Genomic DNA, 22,061 nt, shown 5'->3' with positions numbered 1-22,061 from the left:
CAGACAACGCGGCGGCCGGTGCCTTTGCCGGGCACCGGCCGCCGCGTGTCCTGGACACCGTCACATCAGTTGCCGTCTCCGTCCCAGCCAGGTCTGGGCGATCACGACGAGCGCCAGGAAGGCGCCGCTGACGACGAGTTGGTAGGAGGAGTCCAGCGATCCGATCTGGTTGATGATGTTCTGGATGACCTTCAGGAGCAGGACACCGACCAGTGAACCGCTGACGTAGCCGAGACCCCCGGTGAGCAGGGTGCCGCCGATGACGACGGCGGAGATGGCGTCCAGTTCCATGCCGTTGCCGAGGATGGTCACCCCGGAGGCGAGCCAGGCGGCGTTGAGCGCTCCGGCCAGACCCGCCAGCGCCCCGGACAGGGTGTAGACGGCGATCTTGGTGCGGGCCACCGGCGCGCCCATCAGCGCGGCGGCGTCCTCGTTGCCGCCGACGGCGTACACGTGCTGTCCGAAGCGGGTCCGGCGCAGCACCACGGCCCCCGCCACGAACAGCACCAGCGTGATCCACACCGGGTTGCCCACGCCCAGGGTGCTGCCCTGCCCGAGTTCTGCGAGGAACGAACCCTTGCCGATCAGGTAGGTGTTGGCGCCCTCGTCGGTGAGGGCGAGCATCAGTCCGCGCGCCCCCAGCATGGCGGCCAGTGTGACGATGAAGGGGGCCAGCCGGGAGCGGGCGACCAGCAGGCCGTTGACGACTCCGATCAGGCCGCAGACCAGAAGGGGCAGCAGCAGCGCCACCAGGGTGCCGTGGCGGGACCCCCAGGCCGCCAGGACGCCGCCGAGGGCGAACAGGGATCCGACGGACAGGTCGATGCCGCCGGTGATGATGACGAAGGTCATGCCGAGGGCGACGATCGCGAGGAACGCCGAACCGGTGGCCATGTTGGAGACGTTGTCGCCGGTGGCGAACGAGTCGAAGCTGAAGGAGGCGACGACCGAGACGAGGACCAGCACCGCGAGCGCGCCGTGCTGCTGGACCAGGGCGCTCAGCCGCTCGGAGCGCGCGGAACCCACCGGTGCGGTGGCGTCGGTCGGTTCGTTGCTCGCGGTGGTCACGGGCCGGTCCGTCCCGGTGGCGGTCATCGCTTCCCCCGTCCCCGTGCCGCGTAGACCGCGCACACGATCACTATGGCCTGGGCGATCTGGGTCCACGAGGGGGGCAGATCGTGCTTGATCAGGGTGGCGGTGAGCAGCTGGATGAGGACCGCTCCCGCCACGGTGCCCGCGATGTTGACGCGTCCGCCCGTCAGCGGGGTGCCACCGACGACGACGGCGGTGATGGCGGACAGTTCCATCAGGTTGCCGAGCGACGTCGGGTCGCTGGCCTGGAGGCGGGCGGTGGCCAGCACCCCCGCGACTGCGGCGAGCAGCGCGCAGGCGACGTACACGATGATCAGTACGCGCCGCACCGGCAGGCCGGCGAGCTGGGCCGCGGGACGGCTGTCGCCGATGGCCAGGAGCTGGCGGCCGAAGGTGGTGCGGCGGACGACGAACGCGACCAGCACGGCCAGCGCGGCGGCGATCAGGATCAGGTACGGGACGCCGGCGATGTCACCGGAGCCGAGAGAGGCCAGCGCCGGGTTGTGCAGGTCCTCCAGTTGCGGCAGCAGGACCAGGGCCAGACCCCGGCCGCCGACCATGAGCGCCAGCGTGGCCACGATGGGCTGGACGCCGATGAACGCGACCAGCGCCCCGTTGGCCAGTCCCACTCCGGCGGCGAACAGGGCCACCACCAGCAGCGCGGGCACCAGGCCGTAGCCGAGGTAGAGGGCCGTCACCGAGGCGGCCAGGGCCATCACGGCGCCGACCGACAGGTCGACGCCCTCGGTGCCGATGACCAGGGCCATGCCCAGCGCGACGATGATGACGGGGGCGACCTGGACGGCCTGGGTGCGGAAGTTCTCCGCGGACATGAAGTGCGGGGTGATGACGATGTTGACGACCAGCAGCAGAGCCACGCCGGCGTACACGCCGTAGGTCTGCAGCCACTGCAGGACGCGGGCCCGGTCCAGGGCCGGGGTGCGGAGGGTGGCCTCAGCCATCGGTGGCCGCCTCCTTCACCGCGTCGTGCACCGGCTCGCCACCGCCGGCGATGGTGCGCATCAGCTTGTCCTCGGTGACGTCGTCGCCGGTCAGCTCGCCGACGACCGCACCGTCCTTCAGTACGACCACGCGGTCGGACCCTTCGATGAGTTCCTCCAGGTCGGAGGAGATGAGCAGGACGCCCAGGCCGTCCTCGGCCAGTTCGTCGACGAGTTTCTGGACCTCCGCCTTGGCACCGACGTCGATGCCGCGGGTGGGCTCGTCCAGGAGCAGCACCTTGGGGTTCATGGCCAGCCAGCGGGCGAGGAGCACCTTCTGCTGGTTGCCGCCGGACAGCTCGCCGACCTTCTGGTGTGGGGAGGACGCCTTGATGCGCAGCCGCTTGACGAAGGTGTCCACGATGCTGTCGACGCGGGCCTCGGAGACGAGGCCGAAGCGGGAGAGGCGGGGCAGCGCCGCGAGGGCGATGTTCTCCCGGACCGACAGGCCGGGGACGATGCCCTCGCTCTTGCGGTCCTCGGGCAGGAGGCTGATCCCCGCGCGGATGGCCGCCGGGGTGGAACCGCCGCGCAGCGGAGCGCCGGCCACCGTGATCTCGCCCGAACTCCTCGCGAGGGCACCGGAGATGGCCTTCGCCGTCTCGGTGCGTCCCGAGCCGAGCAGGCCGCCCAGCCCGACGACCTCGCCCGGGCGGATGCTCACGGAGACCTCGTGCAGCTTGTGCGGGACCGTGAGGCCCTCGGCCCGGAGCACGGGCCTGGTGCCGGCGGCCTGGTGGTCGCCGGAGAACTTCGTCGCCCCCTCCTCGCGGACGTCGCCGAGGTCCCGGCCGAGCATGGTGGAGACCAGGGCGAGGCGGTCCAGGTCGGCCAGCCGGCCGTGGTGGACGCGGCGCCCGTCGCGCAGCACGGTGACGGTGCTGCACATCGCGTAGAGCTCGTCCAGGCGGTGACTGACGTACACCACGGCGATGCCGGCGTCGCGCAGGCGCCGGATCACCGAGAACAGGGTCTCGACCTCGCGGGGTTCGAGCGAGGAGGTCGGCTCGTCCATGACGACGATCCGGGCGTCGGTCGCCACGGCGCGGGCCAGGGCGACCATCTGCTGGGCGCCGACCCCGAGGGTGCGCAGGGGCTGCCGCACGTCCACCCGGACGCCGTAGGTGCCGAGTGCCTGCTCGGCCTCGCGGTTCATGCGGGCGACGTCCAGCAGGCCGAAGCGGTTGCGTGGCTCGCGGCCCAGGAAGAGGTTGCGGGCCACGCTCAGCAGGGGGATGAGGTTGACCTCCTGGTAGATGGTCGAGATGCCGGCCTTCTGGGCCTCCAGTGGAGTGGCGAAGGAGACCTTGCGGCCCTGGAAGGTGATGTCACCCGCGTCGGGCCGGTAGACGCCGGTGAGGAGCTTGATGAGGGTCGACTTGCCGGCGCCGTTCTCGCCGATCAGGGCGTGCACCTCGCCGGGGTGCAGGGTGAGGTCCACGTCGTCCAGGGCCCGGACGCCGGGGAAGGTCTTGCTGAGTCCGCGGACGGCGAGGACTTCGGCGGGGGGTGCCACCTGTGCCTCCAGGAAGGAAGGGGTGAGAGGGGGCCGGGGCCCGGTGTCCGGGCCCGGAGGAGGGTCAGAAGGCCTTGCCGATGTCCTGCTCGGCGTTGTCCCCGTTGTAGGCGCCGTCCTCGATGATGATGTCCTGGGGGACTTCCTCGCCCTTGGTGAAGGTGTCCAGCGTCTGGAACGCCAGCGGACCGAACCGCGGGTTGGACTCGACGACGCCGCTGATCCAGCCGTCCACGACGCCCTGTACGGCGTTGCGGGTGCCGTCCACCGTGACGATCTTGACGTCGCCGGCCTTCTTGCCCGCGCCCTTGAGCGCGGTCACCGCGCCGAGACCCATCTCGTCGTTCTCGGCGTAGATCCCCTTGATGCCCGGCTTGGACTGGATGAGCTGCTCGGTGACCTGCTGGCCCTTCTCGCGGGCGAAGTCACCGGTCTGCTCGAAGACGACCTTCAGGTCCGGGGCCTTCTCGGCGATCCGCTCCTTGAACCCCTTGGTCCGCTCGGTGGTGACGTTGTTCCCGGCCGCGCCGAGCAGGATGGCGACCTCCCCCTTGCCGCCCGTCGCCTCGATCATCTGGTCGGCGGCGCGTCGGCCCTGCTCGACGAAGTCGGAGGCGATGAAGGAGGCGTAGTCCTTGCAGGGCTCGGCGTTGATCTTGCGGTCGATCGTGATGATCGGCACCTTCTTGGCGGCGGCCGCCTGCAGCACCGGGTCCCAGCCGTCGGAGTTGAGCGGCGCGATCACCAGCAGGTCGGCACCCTTGGCCAGCAGGTTCTGCACGTCGCTGATCTGCTTGGAGAACTGCGACTGGGCGTTGGCCGTCAGCAGCCTGACGCCCCGTTTCTTCGCCTCGTCCTTGATGGACCGGGTCTCGGCGATGCGGAACGGGTTGGCTTCCTTCTCGGACTGCGAGAAGCCGACGGTGGCGTTCTTCAGATCGATCTTCTTCGCGCCGTAGGCGTCGATGGTGCAGGTCTTGCTGCCGGGCTTCGGAGTGACGACCTTCTGCTCGGCGCCCGCGGCCGTCTCCGACTGCTGGTTGTCCGAACTGTCGTCCTCCGTCTTCGCGCAGGCGGTCGCGGTCAGGGCCACGGCGGCGGCCAGGGCCACGACCGCGGGACGGGCGAGGAGAGAACGGCGAGGAGTGGTGCGCTGCATGGTGGTGACCCCGATCCGGGCGAACGCTGAAAGGGAATGGGGGAACCGAACGACGAGCAGAACCGGCCGACCCCCTGGGCGCCGGCCCTGTGTCCGGTGCGCCGCAAGAGGGTTTTACATCGTTGCAAGGGACCTGTAAACCCCCTGCGCAGGAGACGCGGGCGGGCCACGGGACCGGCGGGTGCACGCGGCGGACCGGGTGACCGCGGCCCGGCGGACGTGAGGGCGGGCCACGGTCTCGGCGTCGGTCCGGCCGTCGACGGGGAGTTCCCGGCGACGGCGCCGGGTCTCCCGGCGACCGGGACGGCACCCACCTCTTGACTCGTCACCGGGGGTGCGTGAAAACTGATGCGCGTCAGCGGCTGACAACGCTGTCACAGCGCCTTCGGCGGTCGCGCTCCCCCGGCCGGACGCCGGTGTCTCCTGCCTCCCCGGGAGGGCGGTCCCGCCGTCAGCCGCTCGGTGCCTCGTCGGCGGCGCGGCGCCCCAACGTGCTCTCCCGCTCGACCAGTCGGTAGCCGGCCCAGACACGCCGGGGTTCCGGAGCGGCGCCCCCGAGCCGGGCGAGGACCGACTCCACCGCGAGCCGGCCGATGGCCGCCTTGTCCGGCGAGACGGACGTGAGGGACACGGCTCCGAAGCGCCCCTCGACGACATCGTCGAATCCGACCACCGCGATGTCCTCGGGCACCCGCAGTCCCCGCGCGTGAAGCACCCGCATCGCGCCGATCGCCATGGGGTCGTTGAAGGCGAAGACGGCGTCGGGACGCCTGCCCTCGTCGAGGAGACGGGTCATGGCCGCCGCGCCGTCCGCGTGTCCCCAGCCGTCCGTGGCCGCGACGAGTCCCTCGTCGACGGGCAGCCCGGCCGCGGCCAGCTCCTCGCGCCAGCCGCGCACCCGGAGTTGGGCCGGCTGATTGCTCCCGCGCCGGGCGCCGATGAAGGCCACCTCCCGGCGGCCGAGGGCGACCAGGTGCGCGACGGCCTCGCGGGCGGCGGCGACGTTGTCGATGGCGATGTGGTCGTAGGGCAGGTCGTAGTCCCGCTCGCCCAGCAGCACGAGCGGCACGTTCCCGGCGCGATCGCGCAGGTCCTCGGTCTCCAGCTCGATGGGGCTGAGGATCAGTCCGTCGATGACCCGCGCCCGGAAGCCCTGGCTCACCAGCAGCTCCTGCTCACGGCGCCCGCCGGTGTGGTCGAGCAGCACGGTGTAGTCGTGCTGGGCCGCCGTGTCGATGACCGCCGCGGCCAGTTCCGCGAAGTAGGGGTTGCCCAGCTCGGGCAGGGCGAGCGCGATGATGCCCGTGCGTCCCGCCCGAAGGTGCCGGGCGGTGAGATTGGGCCGGTAGCCGAGTTCGTCGATGGAACGCTGCACGCGTTCCCGCATGGCGGGAGCGACGTGCTGGTAGTTGTTCACCACGTTGGAGACGGTCTTGATCGAGACCCCCGCGTGCGCGGCGACGTCCTTGAGGCTGACCCGCACGGCGTTCCCTTCCCTGAGCGGCCCGACTCGGGTGGTCGGTGCGGGTCCGGTGTCGTCCCCCTGAGCCGTGCGCCGAGCCCGTGCGCTGATTTTGCAACGTTATACATCCGTTGCCGCCGCACTGACAAGGCATGCTCGGCCGTACGCCTTCCGGCCGCACCGACGTTCGCCCGGCCGAACGGAAGACCGGCGACGAGGCGGACCCGGCCGCGGAGGAAGTCTGCCGCACGAACGCCTCGGGATCACCCGCACACCCCGTGTACATCGATGTATTTACATCGATGTACACGCTCCTCTAACCTGGCGCGGATTTCCTCCTCGCAGGAAGGAAGACCGTCGTGTTCCTCCGCCTGTTCCACTTCCTCCAACGCTCCCGGAACCGCGCCACGCTGTGCGCTCTGACCGGCGTCCTCAGCCTGGCCGTGGCCGGTCCGGCCGGCGCCGATGCGCCGTCGCCCCACTCCTCTCCGGACTCCGCCGCGGCGGTGGCCGCCTCCCCCGCGGCCACCGGGACGCCGTTGCGCGACGGCACGGGCCTCTACCCCCGTGCCGTCCGGCTCGCCCACAACGGCGCGGCCGACGGCCGTGTCCTCGCGAGCGTCGTCACCTTCGACGGCGCAGGCGGTGTGGGCGCCATCCACGAGAGCACCGACGCGGGTACGAGCTTCCGCGAGGTCGGCCGAGTCGTCGACCCCGCGTCGGCGGCGGGCCAGGGCCTGTGCTGCACCACCCTGTTCGAACTGCCCCGGCAGGTGGGAGGGTTGCGTGCCGGCACCCTGCTGTGGGCCTCGTCCGCAGGCCAGGACCAGCAGGACCGCCGGATGGCGCTGCGGATCTGGCGGAGCGACGACGTGGGACGTACCTGGTCCTACCTGTCCTCTTGTGCCGTCGCGGGCGGCACCGGCGGTCTGTGGGAGCCGGAGTTCTCCGTGGCGGCGGACGGCGCGCTGGTCTGCCACTACTCCGACGAGACCGACCCCGGGCACAGTCAGAAGCTGGTCGCGGCACGCAGTTACGACGGCGTCCACTGGCAGGACCACCACGCCACCGTGGCGAGCGCCCGGGCCGAGGACCGGCCCGGGATGCCGGTGGTGCGGAAACTGCCGAACGGCGGCTACTTCATGAGCTACGAGATCTGCAACCCCGGCGGCCAGTACCAGTGCGTGGTGCACTTCCGCACGTCCACGGACGGCTGGAACTGGGGAGACCCCGCCTTCCTCGGACAGCGGCCCGAGACGGTGGACGGCAAGTACTTCCGCGCGGCACCGACCGTCGCCTGGGCACCGTCACCGGACGGCGCTCCGAACGGGCGGCTGCTGCTGATCGGCCAGCGGCTCCTCGACAGGGACGGCACGCCCGCCGCCGAGAGCGGCCGCACGATCCTCGCCAACACGGAGAACGGCAGCGGGCCGTGGTACGAGATCGAGGCGCCGGTCACCGTACCCGCGCCGGAGGTCAACTACTGCCAGAACTACAGCTCGCCCCTCCTGCCGTCCGCGGACGGCCGCCGCGTCCTTGAGATCGCCACCGACTGGGACGGCTCGGTGTGCAGGCCGTACTTCGCCACCGGGAGCGTCACCGGCACCGGGGACGCGGCCGGTGTCGTCGACGGTGCCCGCTACCGGCTGGTCAACGCGGGCAGCGGGCACTGTCTCGACGTCGCGGCCGATGCGCGCGAGCCCGGGGGCAATGTCCAGCAGTGGACGTGCAACGGTCTCGGTCCGCAGGACTGGACGGTGCGCGCCCACGGCGGCAGCCGGTTCACGCTGACGGCGCGCAACAGCGGCCACTGCCTGGACGTGGAGAACGGCTCCCCCGCCCCGGGTGCGAACGTCCGGCAGTGGTACTGCAACGGGGCGGCGGCGCAGGACTGGCGGCTGGAGAACGCGGGCCGGGGCTACTACCGGCTGGTCGCCCGCTCCAGCGGCCAGTGCCTGGACGTCGCGCTGGGGTCGCGGGAGCCGGGCGCCAATGTCCAGCAGTGGACGTGCAACGGGCTGCAACCACAGCTCTGGCGGCTGGAACGCGTCTGACCCGGGCCGCTCGCCGGGGTGTCCACGGGTGAGTGCGCCGACGGCCGCCACGCCTCTCCGGAAGCATTCCGGTACTCCGCCAGGAGTGCATCGGTCGTCGGTCGACGACGGGGCGACCGCCGCCCGGCGATGACGGGCGGCGGTCGGCACGGACTCGACGGGCTTCACCCCGTCGGGACGCCCGCCGCCACCGGCAGCCGCAGACGCTCGCCCTGGAAGCGTCCGCGCAGGGCACGGTCGTGTGTGACCAGCACGATCGCGCCCGGGAAACCCGTCAGCGCCTCCTCCAGTTCCTCGACCAGGGCCGGGGAAAGGTGGTTCGTCGGCTCGTCCAGCAGCAGGAGGTCGGCGGGCTCCGAGACCAGCCGGGCCAGGTCCACGCGGCGGCGCTGGCCGTACGACAACTCGCCCATGCGCAGCCCAAGTTCCGCCGCGCGGAAGAGGCCGAGGGCGAGCAGGGCGTCGGCGTGCTCGTCGGCGGTGCCCGGGCGGCCCAGCCCGAACGCCTCGACCACCCTCAGATGGGCCGGCCACGGCGTCTCGCTCTGGCGCAGATGACCGACCCGGCCGGGAACCCGCACCGTGCCCTCGTCCGGACCCAGTTCACCCGCGAGCACCTTCAACAGCGTCGTCTTGCCCGCGCCGTTGGGGCCGGTGACGAGAAGCCGGCCGCGGCTGCCGAGGACGAGGGACCCCAGGCGAAGACGGTCACCCACACGCACGTCCGCCAGTCGTACCGCCACAGGCTCCGCGGAAGGAGTCTCGACGCCTGCCGCCGCCTCCCCCGCCGCCCTCGCGTACGCCGTGAAGGCCAGCGGGTCCGGCGGCGGCGCCACCGGGTTCCCGTTCAGCCGCTCGACCCGCTCACGGGCGTTGCGGACGCGAGCCATCGCCCCGTGCGCCCGGCCTCGGGCCCGGAAGCCGCCGTGGCCGAAGTTGGCCAGCGCCGCCTTGCGCGGGATGGCTCCGAGGCGGGCGGCGTGGCCGGTGGCCAGCCGTTCGCTGCGGGCCAGTTCGGACCGCCACTCCTCGTACTCCTGGAGCCGACGACGGCGCTCGGCAGCCTTCGCCGTGCGGTAGCCGGTGTAGCCGTCTCCGTAGCGGGTGATCCTTCCCGCCTCGGCCTCCAGGACCGTGGTGGTCAGGCGCTCAAGGAAGACCCGGTCATGGGTGACCGCGAGCACCGTGCCGCGATGCGCCCGCAGTTGCGCCTCCAGCCATTCCACGGCCCGGTCGTCCAGGTCGTTCGTCGGCTCGTCCAGGAGCAGGACCTCCGGGCGGCCGGCGAGGACCCCGGCCAGGGCGAGACGGGAGCGCTCGCCCCCGGACAGGGTGCCGAGCAGGCGCTCCCGGTGGAGCGCCGGCAGCCCGAGGTGGTGCAGCGCGATGTCCACCCGGTGATCGGCGTCGTAGCCGCCCCGGGCCTCGTAGCGTGCGAGGAGCACGGCGTACGCCGAGAGCGCCGCCGGATCGTCGCCGTCACCGAGTGCCCGCTCGGCCCGGCGCAGCTCCGCCTCCAGAGCGCGCAGGTCCGCGAGGGCCAGGTCGACCGCGTCCTGGACGGTGGCGGTCGGGGGCAGCGGGACGGTCTGCGGGAGATGGCCGATCCCGCCGGCGGCGGTCACGGTCACCTCGCCGCTGTCCGGGCGCTCCTGCCCGGCGAGGATCCTGAGCAGGGTGGACTTCCCCGCGCCGTTGTCGCCGATCAGCCCGGCCTTCTCGCCCGGCTTGAGCGTGAAGGAGACCTGGTCCAGAACGGTGCGGCCGGGGTAGCGCTTGGTGACGTGACAGAGGGTGAGTTGTGCGGTGTGCAAGATCGGTTCCCTCCTGGCCGCACGGGATTCCCGGGGGCCGGATCGGGGTGAATGGCTGCACGGCGGGGCGCGGCGACGGCGGAGCGGTGCTCTACGCCGTCGGTGCCGGTGATCTCACAGGGAACCCATGCGAAGGACAGTACGCCATGACGGGCGACTTGGCAATACGATACGTCTCGCCTCGCTGGCTCTCCCTGATCCGAGGGCGGAGCCACATGTGTTCGTCGATGAGATCGATAGCCTGCCTTCATGGTTGCGGGCGAGGGAACTGAGCACGTCGGTGTCGATCGCGAGGGCCAGAGCTGGGATGTGACGCGCGCCTGGGTGGAGAAGGGGCTGGCCGAGGAAGAACGCATCGAGGATGTTGCACGGTTGCGTGGCGGCTGGACGTCGGAGATGCGCCGTCTGGACATCTGCGGGCGGGACGGTCGACGGTCGCTGGTCCTGCGTTCTTTCGTCAAACCCTTCTACGTTCGCCACGCGGAGGGCCTGCTGAACCGCGAGGCAGCCATCCTGCGTCTGCTCGGCAGCACGGACGTACCCGCGGCCGCGCTGGTGGCCGTGGACGCCACAGCGCAGTACTGCGATCACCCCTCCTTGCTGATGTCCCTGTTGCCCGGGGCCGTGCGCCTGAGCGACGAGGGAGCCGGTCGGCGTGCCGAACTGCTGGCCCGCCAATTGCTGCGTATCCACCGGGTGTCGGTGACCGCCCAGACACGGCCGCGCGCGTACCAGGCGTGGGCATCTCCCGAGCGGGTGAGCCCGCCCGAAGACACCGAGCGGCCTGAGCTGTGGCAATGGGCCGTGGACGTGATCCGCCGCGAGCCCCCGGAGTACCCGGCCTGCTTCCTGCACCGGGACTTCCATCCCGGCAATGTCCTCTTCACAGGCGACGTAGACGGGCTGCGGATCAGCGGCGTCGTCGACTGGGTGGAGACCTCGTGGGGACCGGCCGACCTGGACGTGGCCCACTGCTCGACGGCCCTCGCCCTGCTGCACGGGGTCTCCGCGGGCATGCGGTTCGCCGACCTCTACGTTGCGGCGGGAGGGACGCTGGCTGAAGATCACGCCTCTCATCTCTACTGGCGTCTGCTGGACGCCTTGGCCTTCGCTCCGGACGCCGAGAAGGTCGCCGTCCCGTGGCGCGAGGTGGGCCGTACCGATCTGACCCCCGCCCTGCTGACCAGGCGGCTGGAGGGGTACCTCCAGGCGCTTTTCGCGCGCTACGCCTGAAGCGGGATCGGCGGCCTGCGGCCAGGAGCACGGCACGGGCCGGTCCTGCAGCCAGTTGTCCGGGACGCGGCGCGGGTCGACTTCGGCGGTCCGGCACCGCGTCACGGGCGCCGGTCCGGCGCGGCGTCGGTACGGCTGCGGCGTGTCGGGGTCTGCGTCCCGCGGCGGCCGACGAGCGGCTCCGGCACACGCTACGGTGACCGCGTCACTCGAAGGAGGCTCCCCATGACCGTCCAGCGGTTGGACAACGTCCTCATCGTCGTCGACGACCTCGACTCCGTCATCGCGTTCTTCGTCGAGCTGGGCCTGGAGCTGGAGGGCAGGGGACCGCTCGAATGGCCCGGTGCGGAGCTGGTCATCGGCCTCCGCGACGTCCGGCAGGACGTGGCCATGCTGCGGGTCCCGGGTGGTCAGGGCCGGGTGGAGCTGGCGAAGTTCCACCGCCCGGAGGCCGTCGTTCCCGAGCCGCACGACGCACCGGCGAACACCCTCGGCCTTCGTCGGGTCATGTTCGCCGTCGACGACGTCGATGACGTCGTGGCCCGGCTGCGGGACCGCGGCGGGGCCGAACTCGTCGGTGAGATCGTGCAGTACGAGAACGTCTACCGGCTCTGTTACGTCCGCGGCCCCGAGAACATCGTCGTCGGACTCGCCGAGCAGCTCGGCTGAAGGCCGGCCGCCGCGGCGGGTGCTCGCGCGACGACCCGCCGGGGCTCCCGGGCGGCCAAAGGCCTCAGGCGTCCGGGATCCAGCTGCCGTGGAACCCCAGCGGAACGCGTCCGGGCAGCTGGACGCGGGCCAGTGGGTGGCCTGTGAAGTCCTGTGCGGAGAGGATCACCAGGTCGGTCGCACCCCGGTCGGGGTCGTTCACGTACGACAGGACGTAACCGTCGTCCTCGTCCCGCGCACCGCGCCGCGGGACGAACACCGGCTCGCTGGCCGCGGCACCCCGCGGGAAGCGGTGGACCTGCCGGCTGCCCCGTGCCATGTCGTGCTTCACCAAACAGTTGGTGAACTTGTCGTCCGGACACGCCCCGTCGACGGCCTCGTACGCGCGCCACATCTCGGCCGCGCTCGCGGTGTAGGCGTAGCGGTGGCGACGCGAGACCAGGGCTTCGTTGATACGCGGGAACTCCTGCGGCCGGTCGTCCAGCCGCGCGGCTCGGACCCGGTCCGCGCGCAGGTCGATCGTCCATCGGTCGAGCGTCGGGGAGCCGGTGGCGGAGGGTCCGCCCAGGCCGCGCCCGGCCGCGTGGAAGGGGGCGGGGAATCCGGTGTACTCCACCACGACGGTGTCGCCCTGGTCGTAGGCGTTGAGGGTGTGCGAGTAGTACACCGGGTCGATCTCGAACCAGCGCGTGGTGCCGCCGGCGCGCGGCAGCAGCCCGATGCGCATGGGGTGCCTGTCGTTCCACACGTACGGCACGATCGCGCCCGCCTCGGCGGCGGCGCCGTCGAAGGTGACCGGGACGTCCACGATGACCACGTACTTCTCCGTGAGGGCGAAGTCGTGCATCATCGGCGCGTCCGCGACGGGGACCCGCCGCGCGGCCCTCGCCCGGCCGGTGCGGTCGATCACGATGTGCCGCACGTGGTCCCAGGTGGGGTAGTACGCGATCGCGTGCAGTTCGTCGGCCGCCGCGTCGTACTTGGTGTGTGCCGTGAAGGCGCCCTCGATCGTGGCGCGGAAGTCGTACGGGCGCACGGTGCCCAGTTCGCCGTCCAGCTCGTACGGCAGTGGCCCGCCTTCCTGCAGCGCGAGTATGCGTCCCTTGTACGGGATCACGTGCGTGTTGCAGGCGAAGTCGTCCGGCGGTGCATGCCCGGACCCGGGCTCACCCAGTTTCGCCCTCACCTGCGACGACCGCACCCAGCGGTTGCGGTACCACTCCGCGCGCCCGCCGCGCAGCCGGACTCCGTGCACCATCCCGTCGCCGATCATCCAGTGGTGGGCGCGGACGTCCTCGAGACCCAGCGCGTTCGGGCCGTTGCGCAGGTACCGGCCGTCCAGGTCGCGCGGGACACGGCCGACGACGTTCAGGCCGAAGGCGGTCAGCTCCTCGGTGACCGGCGCGAAGGCCCCTTCCAGGAACGGGGTCTCCCCGGTTTCGACGCACTTCGGCGCCACGGGATTCGCCTGCGCCGCGGCAGTGAAGAAGCCGGACCCGGGCCCGAGTCCACTCCCCACCACACCGCCCGCTGCCGCGACCGCCGCGCCCTTGAGAACTCTCCGCCGCGTGTGACTGGCCATCGTGATCCCTCGTTCCGTTGTCGGTGCCCGGTGCTCCGGCCGGGTCCGTGGTGACGGGACCAACCCTCCTCCGCGGTCGCCCGCGAGGCAGGGGGCCCAGGCACCGGATCACCGGTGGTGCCGGCACCACCCCACTCCCCCGCGGTGGTGCGCGCGGCCCGGGCGCGGCGTGCGCTATACGCACGTTTGGGTGTTCTGTACGAGATGAACGCCACGGTTCCGTTCGACGCGGGCAAGCGGGGTATGCGGTGCACAGACAGCCGGGGCGACGCTCGCGAAGGAGCAGGGAACAAGGGGAGGGGCCATGGGGAGGACGACGCCGCATGTCTCGGTGGAGGGGGCGGCCGGGTCGAGCGCCGGTTCCCGCCGGGGCGGTGCCGGGAGCCGTGCCGCTCCGCTGCGGGGTTCAGGCGGAGCGGGTTCCGGGGCCGGCGTCGTGGTGGAGCTGGCTTGCGGCGGTCTCGCAGAAGGCCTCAAGACCGGTCAGCAGGGCGGTCCGCTTGGCGGCGGGCATCTGGTCCAGCACCGCTCGCAGCTCCCGCTCCCTTCGCTCCCGCAGGTCGTCGAGGAAGGCACGCCCCCTCTTGCTGAGGTAGAGGCGCACTTCTCGCCGGCTGGTCGAGCTGACCGTGCGCTCGACGAAGCCGGCAGCCTGCAGGCGGTCGCACAACCGGCTGGTCGACGGCGGCGTGGACGCGAGGGAACCGGCGAGCGTGCGCAGGTTGATCCCCTCGTGGTGCTCGAGGATGAACAGCACGCGCAGCTGGGAGACGGAGGCGGGCGCGGTCGAAGCCCGGCCCCAGACCACTTCCAGCAGCTCCGCGGCCGTGGAGGTCACGCGTGCGACCTCGTCGGGGCTGGGACGGGAAGCAGTCACGGTCACACTCTCGCAGACGCTGGGACGCTGTCAGCTTACTAGGCGCCGCCGCGGCAGGCGGATGACTCGGCTGACCGGCGACGACACACCGGGCACGCCCGGCGCATCCGGCACACTCGGCTCACGCATATTCGACGAGGCTCCGCACGGGGCCCGGCAAGAGATTGGTGTTCTTCCTCGTGAACAGATTCGTGGCCGCTGAACGCGCTCTGCGTACGGCGGCGCCCCATGAATTGCTCGACGCCGTCCGCGACGTGCTGACGGAGCAGTACGCGGCCCGGTCGGTCGACCTGTTCATGGCCGACTACGGCCTGACCGTGCTGCAGCCGGTGTCCGTGCTGCCGCACACCACCGAACCGGTCCCCGTGCACGACAGTGCCGCGGGCCGCGCCTTCGCCACCCAGGAACCGCACGTCGAGGCGCTGCCCGACGGCCTGGTGCGCCAGCATCTTCCGGTCACGGTGCGCGGTGACCGGCTCGGCGTGCTGTCGGTGACGCTGCTCGACGGCGAACAGGCCGAAGGGGCCCTGGCCGAACTGGCCGACGTCGCCCAGGTGCTCGCACACGAGGTCGTCGTGGCGGAGCGCGAGACCGACGTGTACATGCAGGCGCGGCGCCGGGACCGGTTGACGCTGGCCGCGGAGATGCAGTGGCAGCTGCTGCCCGGCCGCTCCTGCGTGCGGCCGGAGTACGAGCTGGGCGCCCAGCTGGAGCCCGCCTACGCGATCTTCGGCGACAACTTCGACTGGTCCGCCACCGCGGACCGCCTGATGCTGTACGTCACCAACGGCATGGGCGAGGGCACAGAAGCCTCGTTGCTGACCAATCTGGCCATCAGCGCGCTGCGCAACGCCCGCCGGGCCGGCCTCTCCCTGGCCGACCAGGCCGCCCTCGCGGACCAGGCCGTGTACGCGCACTACCGGGGCCGCTGCTACCTGTCGGTGCTGATGCTGGACTTCGAGCTGGCCACCGGGCGTGTGTCCGTCGTGGACGCCGGCTCACCTCGGCTGCTGCGGCTGCGCGACGGTGTCGTCGAGCGCGTCGAGTTGGAGGCGCAGCTGCCGCTGGGGATGTTCGAGGAGACCGACTACGTGCACCAGGAGATGCGGGCCGAGCCCGGTGACCGGCTCGTCTTCGTCAGCGACGGCGTCTACGGAGTGGCTTCGCCCGAGGGGGAGGCGTACGGCGACGCCGCGCTGAGCCGCGCCATCCAGGCCACCCGCCTGCTTCCCTCCGCGGAGGTCCCGCGTGCCGTCCTGCGTGAACTGTCCGGCCATCGCGGCCCGTCGTCCTCGGTCGACGACGCCCTGGTGGTCTGCCTGGACTGGCTGGGACGCTGACCCACCGCCGGCCCTTCCCGCGTAGTGTGGACGGATCGTGAAGGTCTGAGCGGGTTCGCCGTCGTGCGGGCAGCCCGGAATCCCCGCGAAATCCAGGGTTTTCCGCCCTCGCCCGGCCGGGTGTGACGGATGTGGGTGACTGCGGTGGTTGCACGAAACCACCGCACTACGGGACTGTTGTCGTTAGACATCTGTTTTCTTCGCTGAGTGAGGTGAGGGTCCACGCGTAGGGGCCCCGTTGCATGACTTCTACCCCCGCCCGCCCCCGCACCGGTGCTGCCAGCACGGTGAGCGCCGCCACCGCCCCGTACCCGGTGGTGGTCATAGGCGCAGACGGGCACGTCGTGGAACTCAATGCCGCGGCCTCCGGCCTCCTGCCTGCCGCCCGTTACGGGCGGCGGCTGCGGTCCCCCGCCTGGCTCGCCGCAGCGAGCGGAGCCCCCCTGGCCGAGTCCGTGCGGGGTCCGGTCGGTGACCGGTTCTTCTCCGCGCATCCGTCGGCGGCGGCCGGGGACCGGACCGCGTGGTGGCTGGTCGACGAGACGGAGCGCCAGTCGCTCCGCACGGAGCTGGAGGCGGAACGGGCGCGGACCCAGTTCCTCAACGAGGCGTCCACCGCGCTGCTGTCCTCACTGAATCTGGACCGCTGCATGGAGGTCACGGCGCGTCTGTCCACCCAGCACCTGGCGGACGCGGCGCTGGTCGTCTCCCCCACCACGACCGGCAAGCTGCCGCTGGTGTTCTGCGACCACCGGGGCGAGGTCTCCCGGCGCACCGTCGTGGAGTCCCCGGACACGGTGCCCGGTCTCACCGAGGCCCTGCGCGGTTTCCCGCCGGTGCCCGCGCAGTGGATAGACCCCGCGTCCGCGCCCCGGTGGCTGGTCCCCGAGGGCTTCGGAGAGGTCGGCTCCCTGGCGGTCACCCCGCTGCCTGGCCACGGCGTGTCGGCGGGCGCGCTGGTGCTTCTGCGCCGCGGCAAGGAGGCGGCCTTCACCGACGGGGACGAGATGCTGGCCAGGCTCTTCGCCGCCCGGGCCGGCGCGGCCATGTCGGCCGCCCGTCTCTACGCCGAGCAGAACATGATCTCCGACACCCTCATGCGGGAACTGCTGCCGCCCACCCTGCGGCAGCTTGAGGGGGTGGACTTCGCGGGCGGCTACCGGCCGAGCAAGGACACGGAACGCGTCGGCGGTGACTTCTACGACGTCCACCCGCCCGGCGAGGACCTTCCCGAGACCCTCGCCGTCCTCGGGGACGTGGCGGGCAAGGGGCTGGAAGCCGCCGTGCTCACCGGCAAGATCCGCAACACGCTGCAGGCCCTGCTCCCCATGGCCGACGACCACACGAGGATGCTGCGGCTGCTGAACAACGCGATGCGCACCAGCCACCACACCCGCTTCGCGACCCTCGTGCTGGCCTCGGTCCGCCGCGAGGAACGCGACGTGGTCCTCCGCCTCACCGCCGCGGGCCATCCCCCACCGCTCGTCCTGCGCGGCAACGGGACCGTGGAGGAGGTCGACACCCACGGAAGCCTGATCGGCGTGCTGCCCGCCATCAGCGCCCACACCGCGCACGTGCGGCTCGCGCCGGGCGACACGTGCCTGCTGTTCACCGACGGAGTCACCGAAGCCAGAGGCGGGCCGCTGGGTGACACCCTCTTCGGCGACCAGCGCCTCAAGAGCGCCGCGGCCGAGTGCGTCGGCATGCCTGCCGAGGCCGTCGTCGAGCGGATCCAGATGGTCACCTCGCAGTGGCTCGGTGACGGACGCCACGACGACATCGCCGTCATGGCCATCACCGCTCCTCGCGGCTCCCATCTCAGTGCGGTGGACGGGACGACGCGGGGAAGGTACACGGCATGACCCTCCGCATCACCGACGTCGGCGAGCGAACCGGCGAGCACGGCGTCGACGCCCGCCCCACCACGCCCCACCGCGACGCGCAGGCCGCGCCCTGGGTGGACCGGCTCTGGTCCACCGTGCTCGCCGGGGACAGCTACGCGGCCCTCGACGTCGTCGACGACGCCCTCGGCGCGGGCCTGGAACCCGAGACGGTGCTGCTGGACGTCATCGGGGCCGTCCAGCGCAGGGTGGGCGTGGAATGGGCCGCCAACCGCCTGAGCGTGGCCGGCGAGCACGCCGCCACGGCCATCAACGACCGCGCGATCGCGGTCCTGCCCGTGCGCCGCACCGGCACACCGCACGGTCGGATCGTGGTCGCCTGCGTGGACCAGGAGTGGCACGCGCTGCCGGCGCGTCTGGTGGCGGAGACCCTGCGCCTGCGGGGGTGGCAGGTCGACTACCTCGGCGCGCAGGTGCCCACGGCGCATCTCATCGGCCACATCCACCGCACCGGTCCGGACGCGGTGTGCCTGTCCAGTTCCCTGGCCACCCGTCTCCCGCTCGCCCACCGCGCGATCACCGCAGTCCAGGCCGCCGGGGCACCCGTCATGACGGGCGGTCTCGCCTTCGGCGCCGACGGCCGCTACGCCCACCTGCTGGGCGCGGACGCCTGGGCACCCGATGCGCGGGCGGCCGCAGACAGGCTCGCCGCCGGCCCACTCCCGAGGCCGTCACCGGCCCACCAGGTGATCGACGACCTGCCCCACCTGGGCGACCAGGAGTACACCATGGTCGCCCGCTCCTCCGCCCGACTGGTACGCGACACCTTCCACGCCCTGCGCGAGCGCTCCGCGTTCATGCGCGACTACACCGACGAACAGCGCGAACGCACCGCCGAGGACCTGGCCCACATCGTCGACTTCCTGACCGCGTCCCTCTACGTCGACGCCCCCCAGATATTCACCGAGTTCATCGCCTGGACCGCCGACGTCCTAACCGCCCGAGGAGTACCCGCGCGCGCCCTCGCGCCCGCCCTCGACCTGCTGGAGGAGCAGCTGCGCGACTTCCCGCGCGCCCGTGACTTCATCGACGCCGGACGCAGCACCCTCACCGCCCGCCTCTGACCCGTGACCCTGGACACCACCGTGACTACGACTCCGGACTCGGAATCCGACGTTCCGTCGCCGACCTCCTGCCCGCCGCACACCGTACGCATGGCTCTCACCGGTGACTTGGACTACGACACCTGTGAGGACCTGCTCGACCGGGTGCGACGGGCCCTGCGGGAGCACGAGGGCACGGAGCATCTGCGCCTCGACTGCCGGGAGCTCGAAACGGTCGACTCCATGGGGCTGTCCACGCTTCTGCAGATCCACCGCACGGCCGGCCAGGACGGCATCGGCTTCCACCTGGACAACATCGGCCCGGCGCTCCGGCGGCTGCTCGAACTCACCGGCACCTACGAGCACTTGCACGCCACACAGAAGCCGACAGCGGCGGCCGACACGCAGGGTCGGTGAACGGGGGCCGGTCGCACCGCGGGTGCGTTCGGCGACCGGACGCCCGGACCGACCGCGCTCGACAACGACGGCGACGCCGCCCCGGTTCCGGACACCCTCCACGCTCCGCCGACCGGGCGCCGAGGGGAGCGAAAGCCGAGCGTGACCTGTGGGGTGACGCCCAACTCTCCGTTCTCCCGCGCGGCGACTAGGCGGCCAGCGTTTCCTCGTCCTGGGAGACGCTCGTACGGTCGGTGTACCGCTCGAGCAGGGCGTCCGCGGTGACCAGGGCGTCCTCGGCGGTGCGGGCTCCGGTGATCACACACAGCGTGTAGGTGGCGTCCTCGAGTGCCCTGCTGGTGTGGCCGGTGGGACACACGTCGTGCTCCATGCGCGCGTGGGCGAACCGGGCCAGCACCGCACGCAGTTCCTTCTCCGCCGGAAGGATCATCGTGTTACCTCTCCCCTGGTGAATCCCGCCTGCGCGGCGGCCTGCCGCCGCACCGCGAGGCGGTGACTGTCTCCGTCGATTCCGCGGCTCCCGCGACTCGGGCGGGACCGCGTCGAACAGAATCCCGAATGCCCCGCTCCGAAAGGTCTAATCCGATCTCCCGGTCACGACCGCGGGACTCAACACGTAACGGCCTCCTGCACCGTCTCCCGCACCTTGAGGACCGTGTCGACCCCGGTGATGTCGAGCAGGCGGCGCAACTGCTGCGTCGGCGCGGCCACTCGGAGGTCGACGGATCGCTGGGTGAGGATCAGCAGATTCAGGAGGGTCGAGTCGGCGAAGGTGATGCCGGAGGCGTCCAGCACCACCTTCGAGTACTCCCTCACCGCCGCGTCCAAGGCTTCCGACAGTGGGGTGATCGAGTACAGATCGTACGAGCCGCTCGCACCGACGACACAGACGCCGCCCCACTCGTACTGCGTCACCGCAGCCTGGCCGAGGTCCTGTGTCCGGCCCGCGTCGGCAGCGTCCGTGCACCCAGTGACCGCCTCATGCAAAGACACTTCGGGTCCCTCCCGCGCTACACAGGTCCTGTTATCCGTTACACGAAAAGTATGTCATGTAGCAGGGTTCACGCAAAGACGGTCCGTAGAATGCGTGCATGGTTGAAGTGCCCGAAGCTCGCCCCGGATGGACGTTCGTCACCAATCACGCCCGCGTGCTGGCGGCCATCGCGGACAATCCGAACATCCGGATCCGCGACATCGCCGCCCACTGCCGGCTCACCGAGCGCGCCGTCCAGCGGATCATCTCCGACCTCGAAGACGACGGATACCTGTCCCACACCCGCGACGGCCGCACCAACACCTACCGCATCCAGCCGGACAGGGTGCTGCGCCACCCCGCCGAAGCCGGCCTGACCGTGGCCTCGCTCCTGTCCCTGCTCGTACAGGACGAGACCGACCGCGGAGGGTCCACGAGCAGACCGGCGTGGAAGACCGGCACCGGCGACAAGGCGACGGACGGGCGGTAGGCACCTCTTTCCCGGCCATCGTCGCCGCGTCCGGCATGCGACCGGCTTCAACGGGCAGATGAACGGTCCACAAAGGGAGGGGGAACACGAACATGACGACGGAGTCGATCGAGACACCGGAGGCAAGGGCCGACGGATGCTGCGCGTGCGAAGGACACGGCGGTACGGCCGCGGACGAAGCACCGGAGACGCCGCGCGAGCGGGTCAACCGCCGCTGGAACGAGATCATGCAGGAGACGCGCGTCGCTCAGACAGGAGTCCAGATCCTCTTCGGCTTCCTGCTCAGCGTCGCCTTCACCCCCCTCTTCCACGACCTGGACACCTTCGACCACGCCGTCTACGTCACCACCGTCGTCTCCGGCGCCACGGCCACCGCGTGCCTGATCGCCCCGGTCTCCATCCACCGCTTCCTCTCGGGGCAGCGGATGAAGGACGAGATGGTCGAGGTGGCACACCGGCTGATGATGTGCGGGATGCTCCTGATGGCCGTGACCATCGGCTGCACCCTGCTCCTGATCCTGCACGTCGTGGTGCCGGGGTTCATGGCGAAACTGCTCGTCGGCGGCGTGATGGTCTGGTTCGCGCTGTCCTGGTACGCCCTGCCCCTGTGGCTTCGCCACCGGTCCGCCCGCCGTGCGGCCCGTTGACGGGAACCGCGCGCAGCGCAAGCACGAAGAAGCAGCGAAGTAAGGAACAAGGAATGCAGCACCACCCCCAGGTCCACCGCGGAGAGCAGGCCGACGGCGGGATGCCTCCCGCCAAGCCGCAGTGGCAGAACCTCTTCATGGCCCCCGCCTGTGATCCCGAGGCCGGCGAGGACCTCGCTCTCGACGAAGCGCAGGTCCCCCGGCGCCCGCGACAGCGCCGCGGTGGACGCGGGCGCATGCGGGCCGCCTGAGACGCGGAGCCGGTCCTGCCGGCATCGCGGAGGACCGGCTATTTTCCCACTGGGATGATTAGTAGAATGCCGTACATGGCAGAGGTACGTGATTCTCACTTCGGATGGACGTTCGTCACCAACCACGCCCGCGTGCTGGCGGCCATCGCCGACAATCCGAACATCCGGATCCGCGACATCGCCGCCCACTGCCGGCTCACCGAGCGCGCCGTCCAGCGGATCATCTCCGACCTGGAACAGGACGGATACCTCTCCCACACCCGCGACGGCCGCACCAACACCTACCGCATCCAGCCGGACAGGGTGCTGCGCCACCCCGCCGAAGCCGGCCTGACCGTGGCCTCGCTCCTGTCCCTGCTCGTACAGGACGAGACCGATCGCGGACGGCCGTCGCACGGCGCCACCCTCTCCCGCCACGCGGAGACGAGCGGCGCGCGCTAGGGGGTGTCGTTCGGATCAGGCCGGCGGTCCCTGTCGTCGACCCGAGCGGGGGGTCTGGTGCGTGCAGCTGCAAGGCGGAGGAGGGAGTCGACGCGGAGC

General features: G+C 71.4%; 21 protein-coding genes. 11 read left to right on the top strand and 10 right to left on the bottom strand.

Annotation, left to right across the window (positions count from 1 at the left end):
- Positions 1 to 60 precede the first annotated feature (60 nt).
- From EV562_RS28260 to EV562_RS28240, 5 genes are all read right to left on the bottom strand, one after another.
- On the bottom strand, positions 61 to 1,095 hold the full coding sequence (locus EV562_RS28260; RefSeq protein ID WP_133889692.1) for an ABC transporter permease: 1,035 nt from the start codon (positions 1,093 to 1,095) through the stop codon (positions 61 to 63).
- On the bottom strand, positions 1,092 to 2,054 hold the full coding sequence (locus tag EV562_RS28255) for an ABC transporter permease (RefSeq protein WP_133889691.1): 963 nt from the start codon (positions 2,052 to 2,054) through the stop codon (positions 1,092 to 1,094). The genes EV562_RS28260 and EV562_RS28255 overlap by 4 nt, the downstream gene beginning before the upstream one ends.
- Positions 2,047 to 3,609, bottom strand: coding sequence for a sugar ABC transporter ATP-binding protein (locus EV562_RS28250; RefSeq protein ID WP_133889690.1), 1,563 nt, complete (start codon positions 3,607 to 3,609; stop codon positions 2,047 to 2,049). Before EV562_RS28250 ends, EV562_RS28255 begins: the two co-directional genes overlap by 8 nt.
- 64 nt (positions 3,610 to 3,673) lie before the next feature.
- Complete coding sequence (locus EV562_RS28245) at positions 3,674 to 4,768, bottom strand: ABC transporter substrate-binding protein (RefSeq protein WP_133889689.1); 1,095 nt, start codon at positions 4,766 to 4,768, stop codon at positions 3,674 to 3,676.
- A 451-nt stretch (positions 4,769 to 5,219) separates the two neighbouring features.
- The gene (locus EV562_RS28240; RefSeq protein ID WP_133889688.1) at positions 5,220 to 6,251 is read right to left on the bottom strand and encodes a LacI family DNA-binding transcriptional regulator; all 1,032 of its coding nucleotides are present in this window, start codon (positions 6,249 to 6,251) and stop codon (positions 5,220 to 5,222) included.
- A gap of 338 nt (positions 6,252 to 6,589) precedes the next feature.
- Here EV562_RS28240 and EV562_RS28235 point away from each other — a divergent pair, with 338 nt between their 5' ends.
- Positions 6,590 to 8,284, top strand: a complete 1,695-nt coding sequence (locus tag EV562_RS28235; protein WP_133889687.1) for an RICIN domain-containing protein — start codon at positions 6,590 to 6,592, stop codon at positions 8,282 to 8,284.
- 164 nt (positions 8,285 to 8,448) lie between these two features.
- Here EV562_RS28235 and EV562_RS28230 read toward each other — a convergent pair whose 3' ends face one another.
- Complete coding sequence (locus tag EV562_RS28230) at positions 8,449 to 10,098, bottom strand: TlrC/CarA/OleB/SrmB family ABC-F type ribosomal protection protein (protein WP_133889686.1); 1,650 nt, start codon at positions 10,096 to 10,098, stop codon at positions 8,449 to 8,451.
- Between the two features lie 249 nt (positions 10,099 to 10,347).
- On the opposite strand from EV562_RS28230, the gene EV562_RS28225 reads away from it, so the two are divergent.
- Positions 10,348 to 11,331, top strand: coding sequence for an aminoglycoside phosphotransferase family protein (locus EV562_RS28225; RefSeq protein ID WP_133889685.1), 984 nt, complete (start codon positions 10,348 to 10,350; stop codon positions 11,329 to 11,331).
- 225 nt (positions 11,332 to 11,556) lie between these two features.
- A complete protein-coding gene (locus EV562_RS28220; protein ID WP_133889684.1) occupies positions 11,557 to 12,000 on the top strand; it encodes a VOC family protein in 444 nt (147 codons plus the stop codon).
- A gap of 64 nt (positions 12,001 to 12,064) precedes the next feature.
- Here the strand turns inward: EV562_RS28220 and EV562_RS28215 are convergent, their stop codons facing one another.
- Both EV562_RS28215 and EV562_RS28210 read right to left on the bottom strand, forming a co-directional pair.
- Positions 12,065 to 13,582 (bottom strand): carotenoid oxygenase family protein, encoded by a 1,518-nt coding sequence (locus EV562_RS28215; protein ID WP_133889683.1) that lies wholly within the window; start codon positions 13,580 to 13,582, stop codon positions 12,065 to 12,067.
- A 406-nt stretch (positions 13,583 to 13,988) separates the two neighbouring features.
- Positions 13,989 to 14,465, bottom strand: a complete 477-nt coding sequence (locus EV562_RS28210) for a MarR family transcriptional regulator (protein ID WP_208298439.1) — start codon at positions 14,463 to 14,465, stop codon at positions 13,989 to 13,991.
- 185 nt (positions 14,466 to 14,650) lie between these two features.
- Between EV562_RS28210 and EV562_RS28205 the strand changes: the two genes are divergently transcribed.
- The 4 genes from EV562_RS28205 (at position 14,651) to EV562_RS28190 (ending at position 19,160) form a co-directional block, all read left to right on the top strand.
- Positions 14,651 to 15,799, top strand: a complete 1,149-nt coding sequence (locus tag EV562_RS28205; protein WP_243860209.1) for a PP2C family protein-serine/threonine phosphatase — start codon at positions 14,651 to 14,653, stop codon at positions 15,797 to 15,799.
- A 242-nt stretch (positions 15,800 to 16,041) separates the two neighbouring features.
- Positions 16,042 to 17,661, top strand: a complete 1,620-nt coding sequence (locus tag EV562_RS28200; protein WP_133889681.1) for a PP2C family protein-serine/threonine phosphatase — start codon at positions 16,042 to 16,044, stop codon at positions 17,659 to 17,661.
- Positions 17,658 to 18,764: a cobalamin-dependent protein gene (locus tag EV562_RS28195; protein WP_133889680.1), complete on the top strand. Its 1,107-nt coding sequence runs from the start codon at positions 17,658 to 17,660 to the stop codon at positions 18,762 to 18,764. The genes EV562_RS28200 and EV562_RS28195 overlap by 4 nt, the downstream gene beginning before the upstream one ends.
- A 90-nt stretch (positions 18,765 to 18,854) precedes the next feature.
- Positions 18,855 to 19,160 carry an STAS domain-containing protein gene (locus tag EV562_RS28190; RefSeq protein ID WP_133889679.1) on the top strand — a complete coding sequence of 102 codons (306 nt, stop codon included), beginning with the start codon at positions 18,855 to 18,857 and terminating at the stop codon, positions 19,158 to 19,160.
- A gap of 187 nt (positions 19,161 to 19,347) precedes the next feature.
- On the opposite strand, the gene EV562_RS28185 is transcribed toward EV562_RS28190, so the two are convergent.
- Complete coding sequence (locus tag EV562_RS28185; protein WP_133889678.1) at positions 19,348 to 19,590, bottom strand: DUF5133 domain-containing protein; 243 nt, start codon at positions 19,588 to 19,590, stop codon at positions 19,348 to 19,350.
- 179 nt (positions 19,591 to 19,769) lie between these two features.
- Positions 19,770 to 20,075, bottom strand: a complete 306-nt coding sequence (locus tag EV562_RS28180) for an STAS domain-containing protein (RefSeq protein WP_243860208.1) — start codon at positions 20,073 to 20,075, stop codon at positions 19,770 to 19,772.
- A 176-nt stretch (positions 20,076 to 20,251) separates the two neighbouring features.
- Between EV562_RS28180 and EV562_RS28175 the strand changes: the two genes are divergently transcribed.
- From EV562_RS28175 to EV562_RS28160, 4 genes are all read left to right on the top strand, one after another.
- Complete coding sequence (locus EV562_RS28175) at positions 20,252 to 20,623, top strand: helix-turn-helix domain-containing protein (protein ID WP_133889676.1); 372 nt, start codon at positions 20,252 to 20,254, stop codon at positions 20,621 to 20,623.
- 92 nt (positions 20,624 to 20,715) lie between these two features.
- Positions 20,716 to 21,270, top strand: a complete 555-nt coding sequence (locus EV562_RS28170; RefSeq protein WP_133889675.1) for a DUF6328 family protein — start codon at positions 20,716 to 20,718, stop codon at positions 21,268 to 21,270.
- A gap of 53 nt (positions 21,271 to 21,323) precedes the next feature.
- Positions 21,324 to 21,521 carry a hypothetical protein gene (locus tag EV562_RS28165; RefSeq protein ID WP_133889674.1) on the top strand — a complete coding sequence of 66 codons (198 nt, stop codon included), beginning with the start codon at positions 21,324 to 21,326 and terminating at the stop codon, positions 21,519 to 21,521.
- A gap of 75 nt (positions 21,522 to 21,596) precedes the next feature.
- On the top strand, positions 21,597 to 21,962 hold the full coding sequence (locus EV562_RS28160; protein WP_166662037.1) for a helix-turn-helix domain-containing protein: 366 nt from the start codon (positions 21,597 to 21,599) through the stop codon (positions 21,960 to 21,962).
- Positions 21,963 to 22,061 lie beyond the last annotated feature (99 nt).

The organism is Streptomyces sp. BK208, from assembly GCF_004364245.1.
In the GTDB taxonomy this organism is placed as follows: domain Bacteria; phylum Actinomycetota; class Actinomycetes; order Streptomycetales; family Streptomycetaceae; genus Streptomyces.
This window is presented reverse-complemented; position numbering and strand designations above follow the sequence as displayed.

Excerpts from the sequence above, each read along its gene's own strand:
- EV562_RS28170 (WP_133889675.1), top strand. The coding sequence starts at position 20,716 with ATGACGACGGAGTCGATCGAGACACCGGAGGCAAGGGCCGACGGATGC.
- EV562_RS28245 (WP_133889689.1), bottom strand. The coding sequence starts at position 4,768 with ATGCAGCGCACCACTCCTCGCCGTTCTCTCCTCGCCCGTCCCGCGGTC.
- EV562_RS28190 (WP_133889679.1), top strand. The coding sequence starts at position 18,855 with ATGGCTCTCACCGGTGACTTGGACTACGACACCTGTGAGGACCTGCTC.
- EV562_RS28200 (WP_133889681.1), top strand. The coding sequence starts at position 16,042 with ATGACTTCTACCCCCGCCCGCCCCCGCACCGGTGCTGCCAGCACGGTG.
- EV562_RS28220 (WP_133889684.1), top strand. The coding sequence starts at position 11,557 with ATGACCGTCCAGCGGTTGGACAACGTCCTCATCGTCGTCGACGACCTC.
- EV562_RS28175 (WP_133889676.1), top strand. The coding sequence starts at position 20,252 with ATGGTTGAAGTGCCCGAAGCTCGCCCCGGATGGACGTTCGTCACCAAT.
- EV562_RS28225 (WP_133889685.1), top strand. The coding sequence starts at position 10,348 with ATGGTTGCGGGCGAGGGAACTGAGCACGTCGGTGTCGATCGCGAGGGC.
- EV562_RS28195 (WP_133889680.1), top strand. The coding sequence starts at position 17,658 with ATGACCCTCCGCATCACCGACGTCGGCGAGCGAACCGGCGAGCACGGC.
- EV562_RS28255 (WP_133889691.1), bottom strand. The coding sequence starts at position 2,054 with ATGGCTGAGGCCACCCTCCGCACCCCGGCCCTGGACCGGGCCCGCGTC.
- EV562_RS28165 (WP_133889674.1), top strand. The coding sequence starts at position 21,324 with ATGCAGCACCACCCCCAGGTCCACCGCGGAGAGCAGGCCGACGGCGGG.
- EV562_RS28215 (WP_133889683.1), bottom strand. The coding sequence starts at position 13,582 with ATGGCCAGTCACACGCGGCGGAGAGTTCTCAAGGGCGCGGCGGTCGCG.
- EV562_RS28260 (WP_133889692.1), bottom strand. The coding sequence starts at position 1,095 with ATGACCGCCACCGGGACGGACCGGCCCGTGACCACCGCGAGCAACGAA.
- EV562_RS28160 (WP_166662037.1), top strand. The coding sequence starts at position 21,597 with ATGGCAGAGGTACGTGATTCTCACTTCGGATGGACGTTCGTCACCAAC.
- EV562_RS28185 (WP_133889678.1), bottom strand. The coding sequence starts at position 19,590 with ATGATCCTTCCGGCGGAGAAGGAACTGCGTGCGGTGCTGGCCCGGTTC.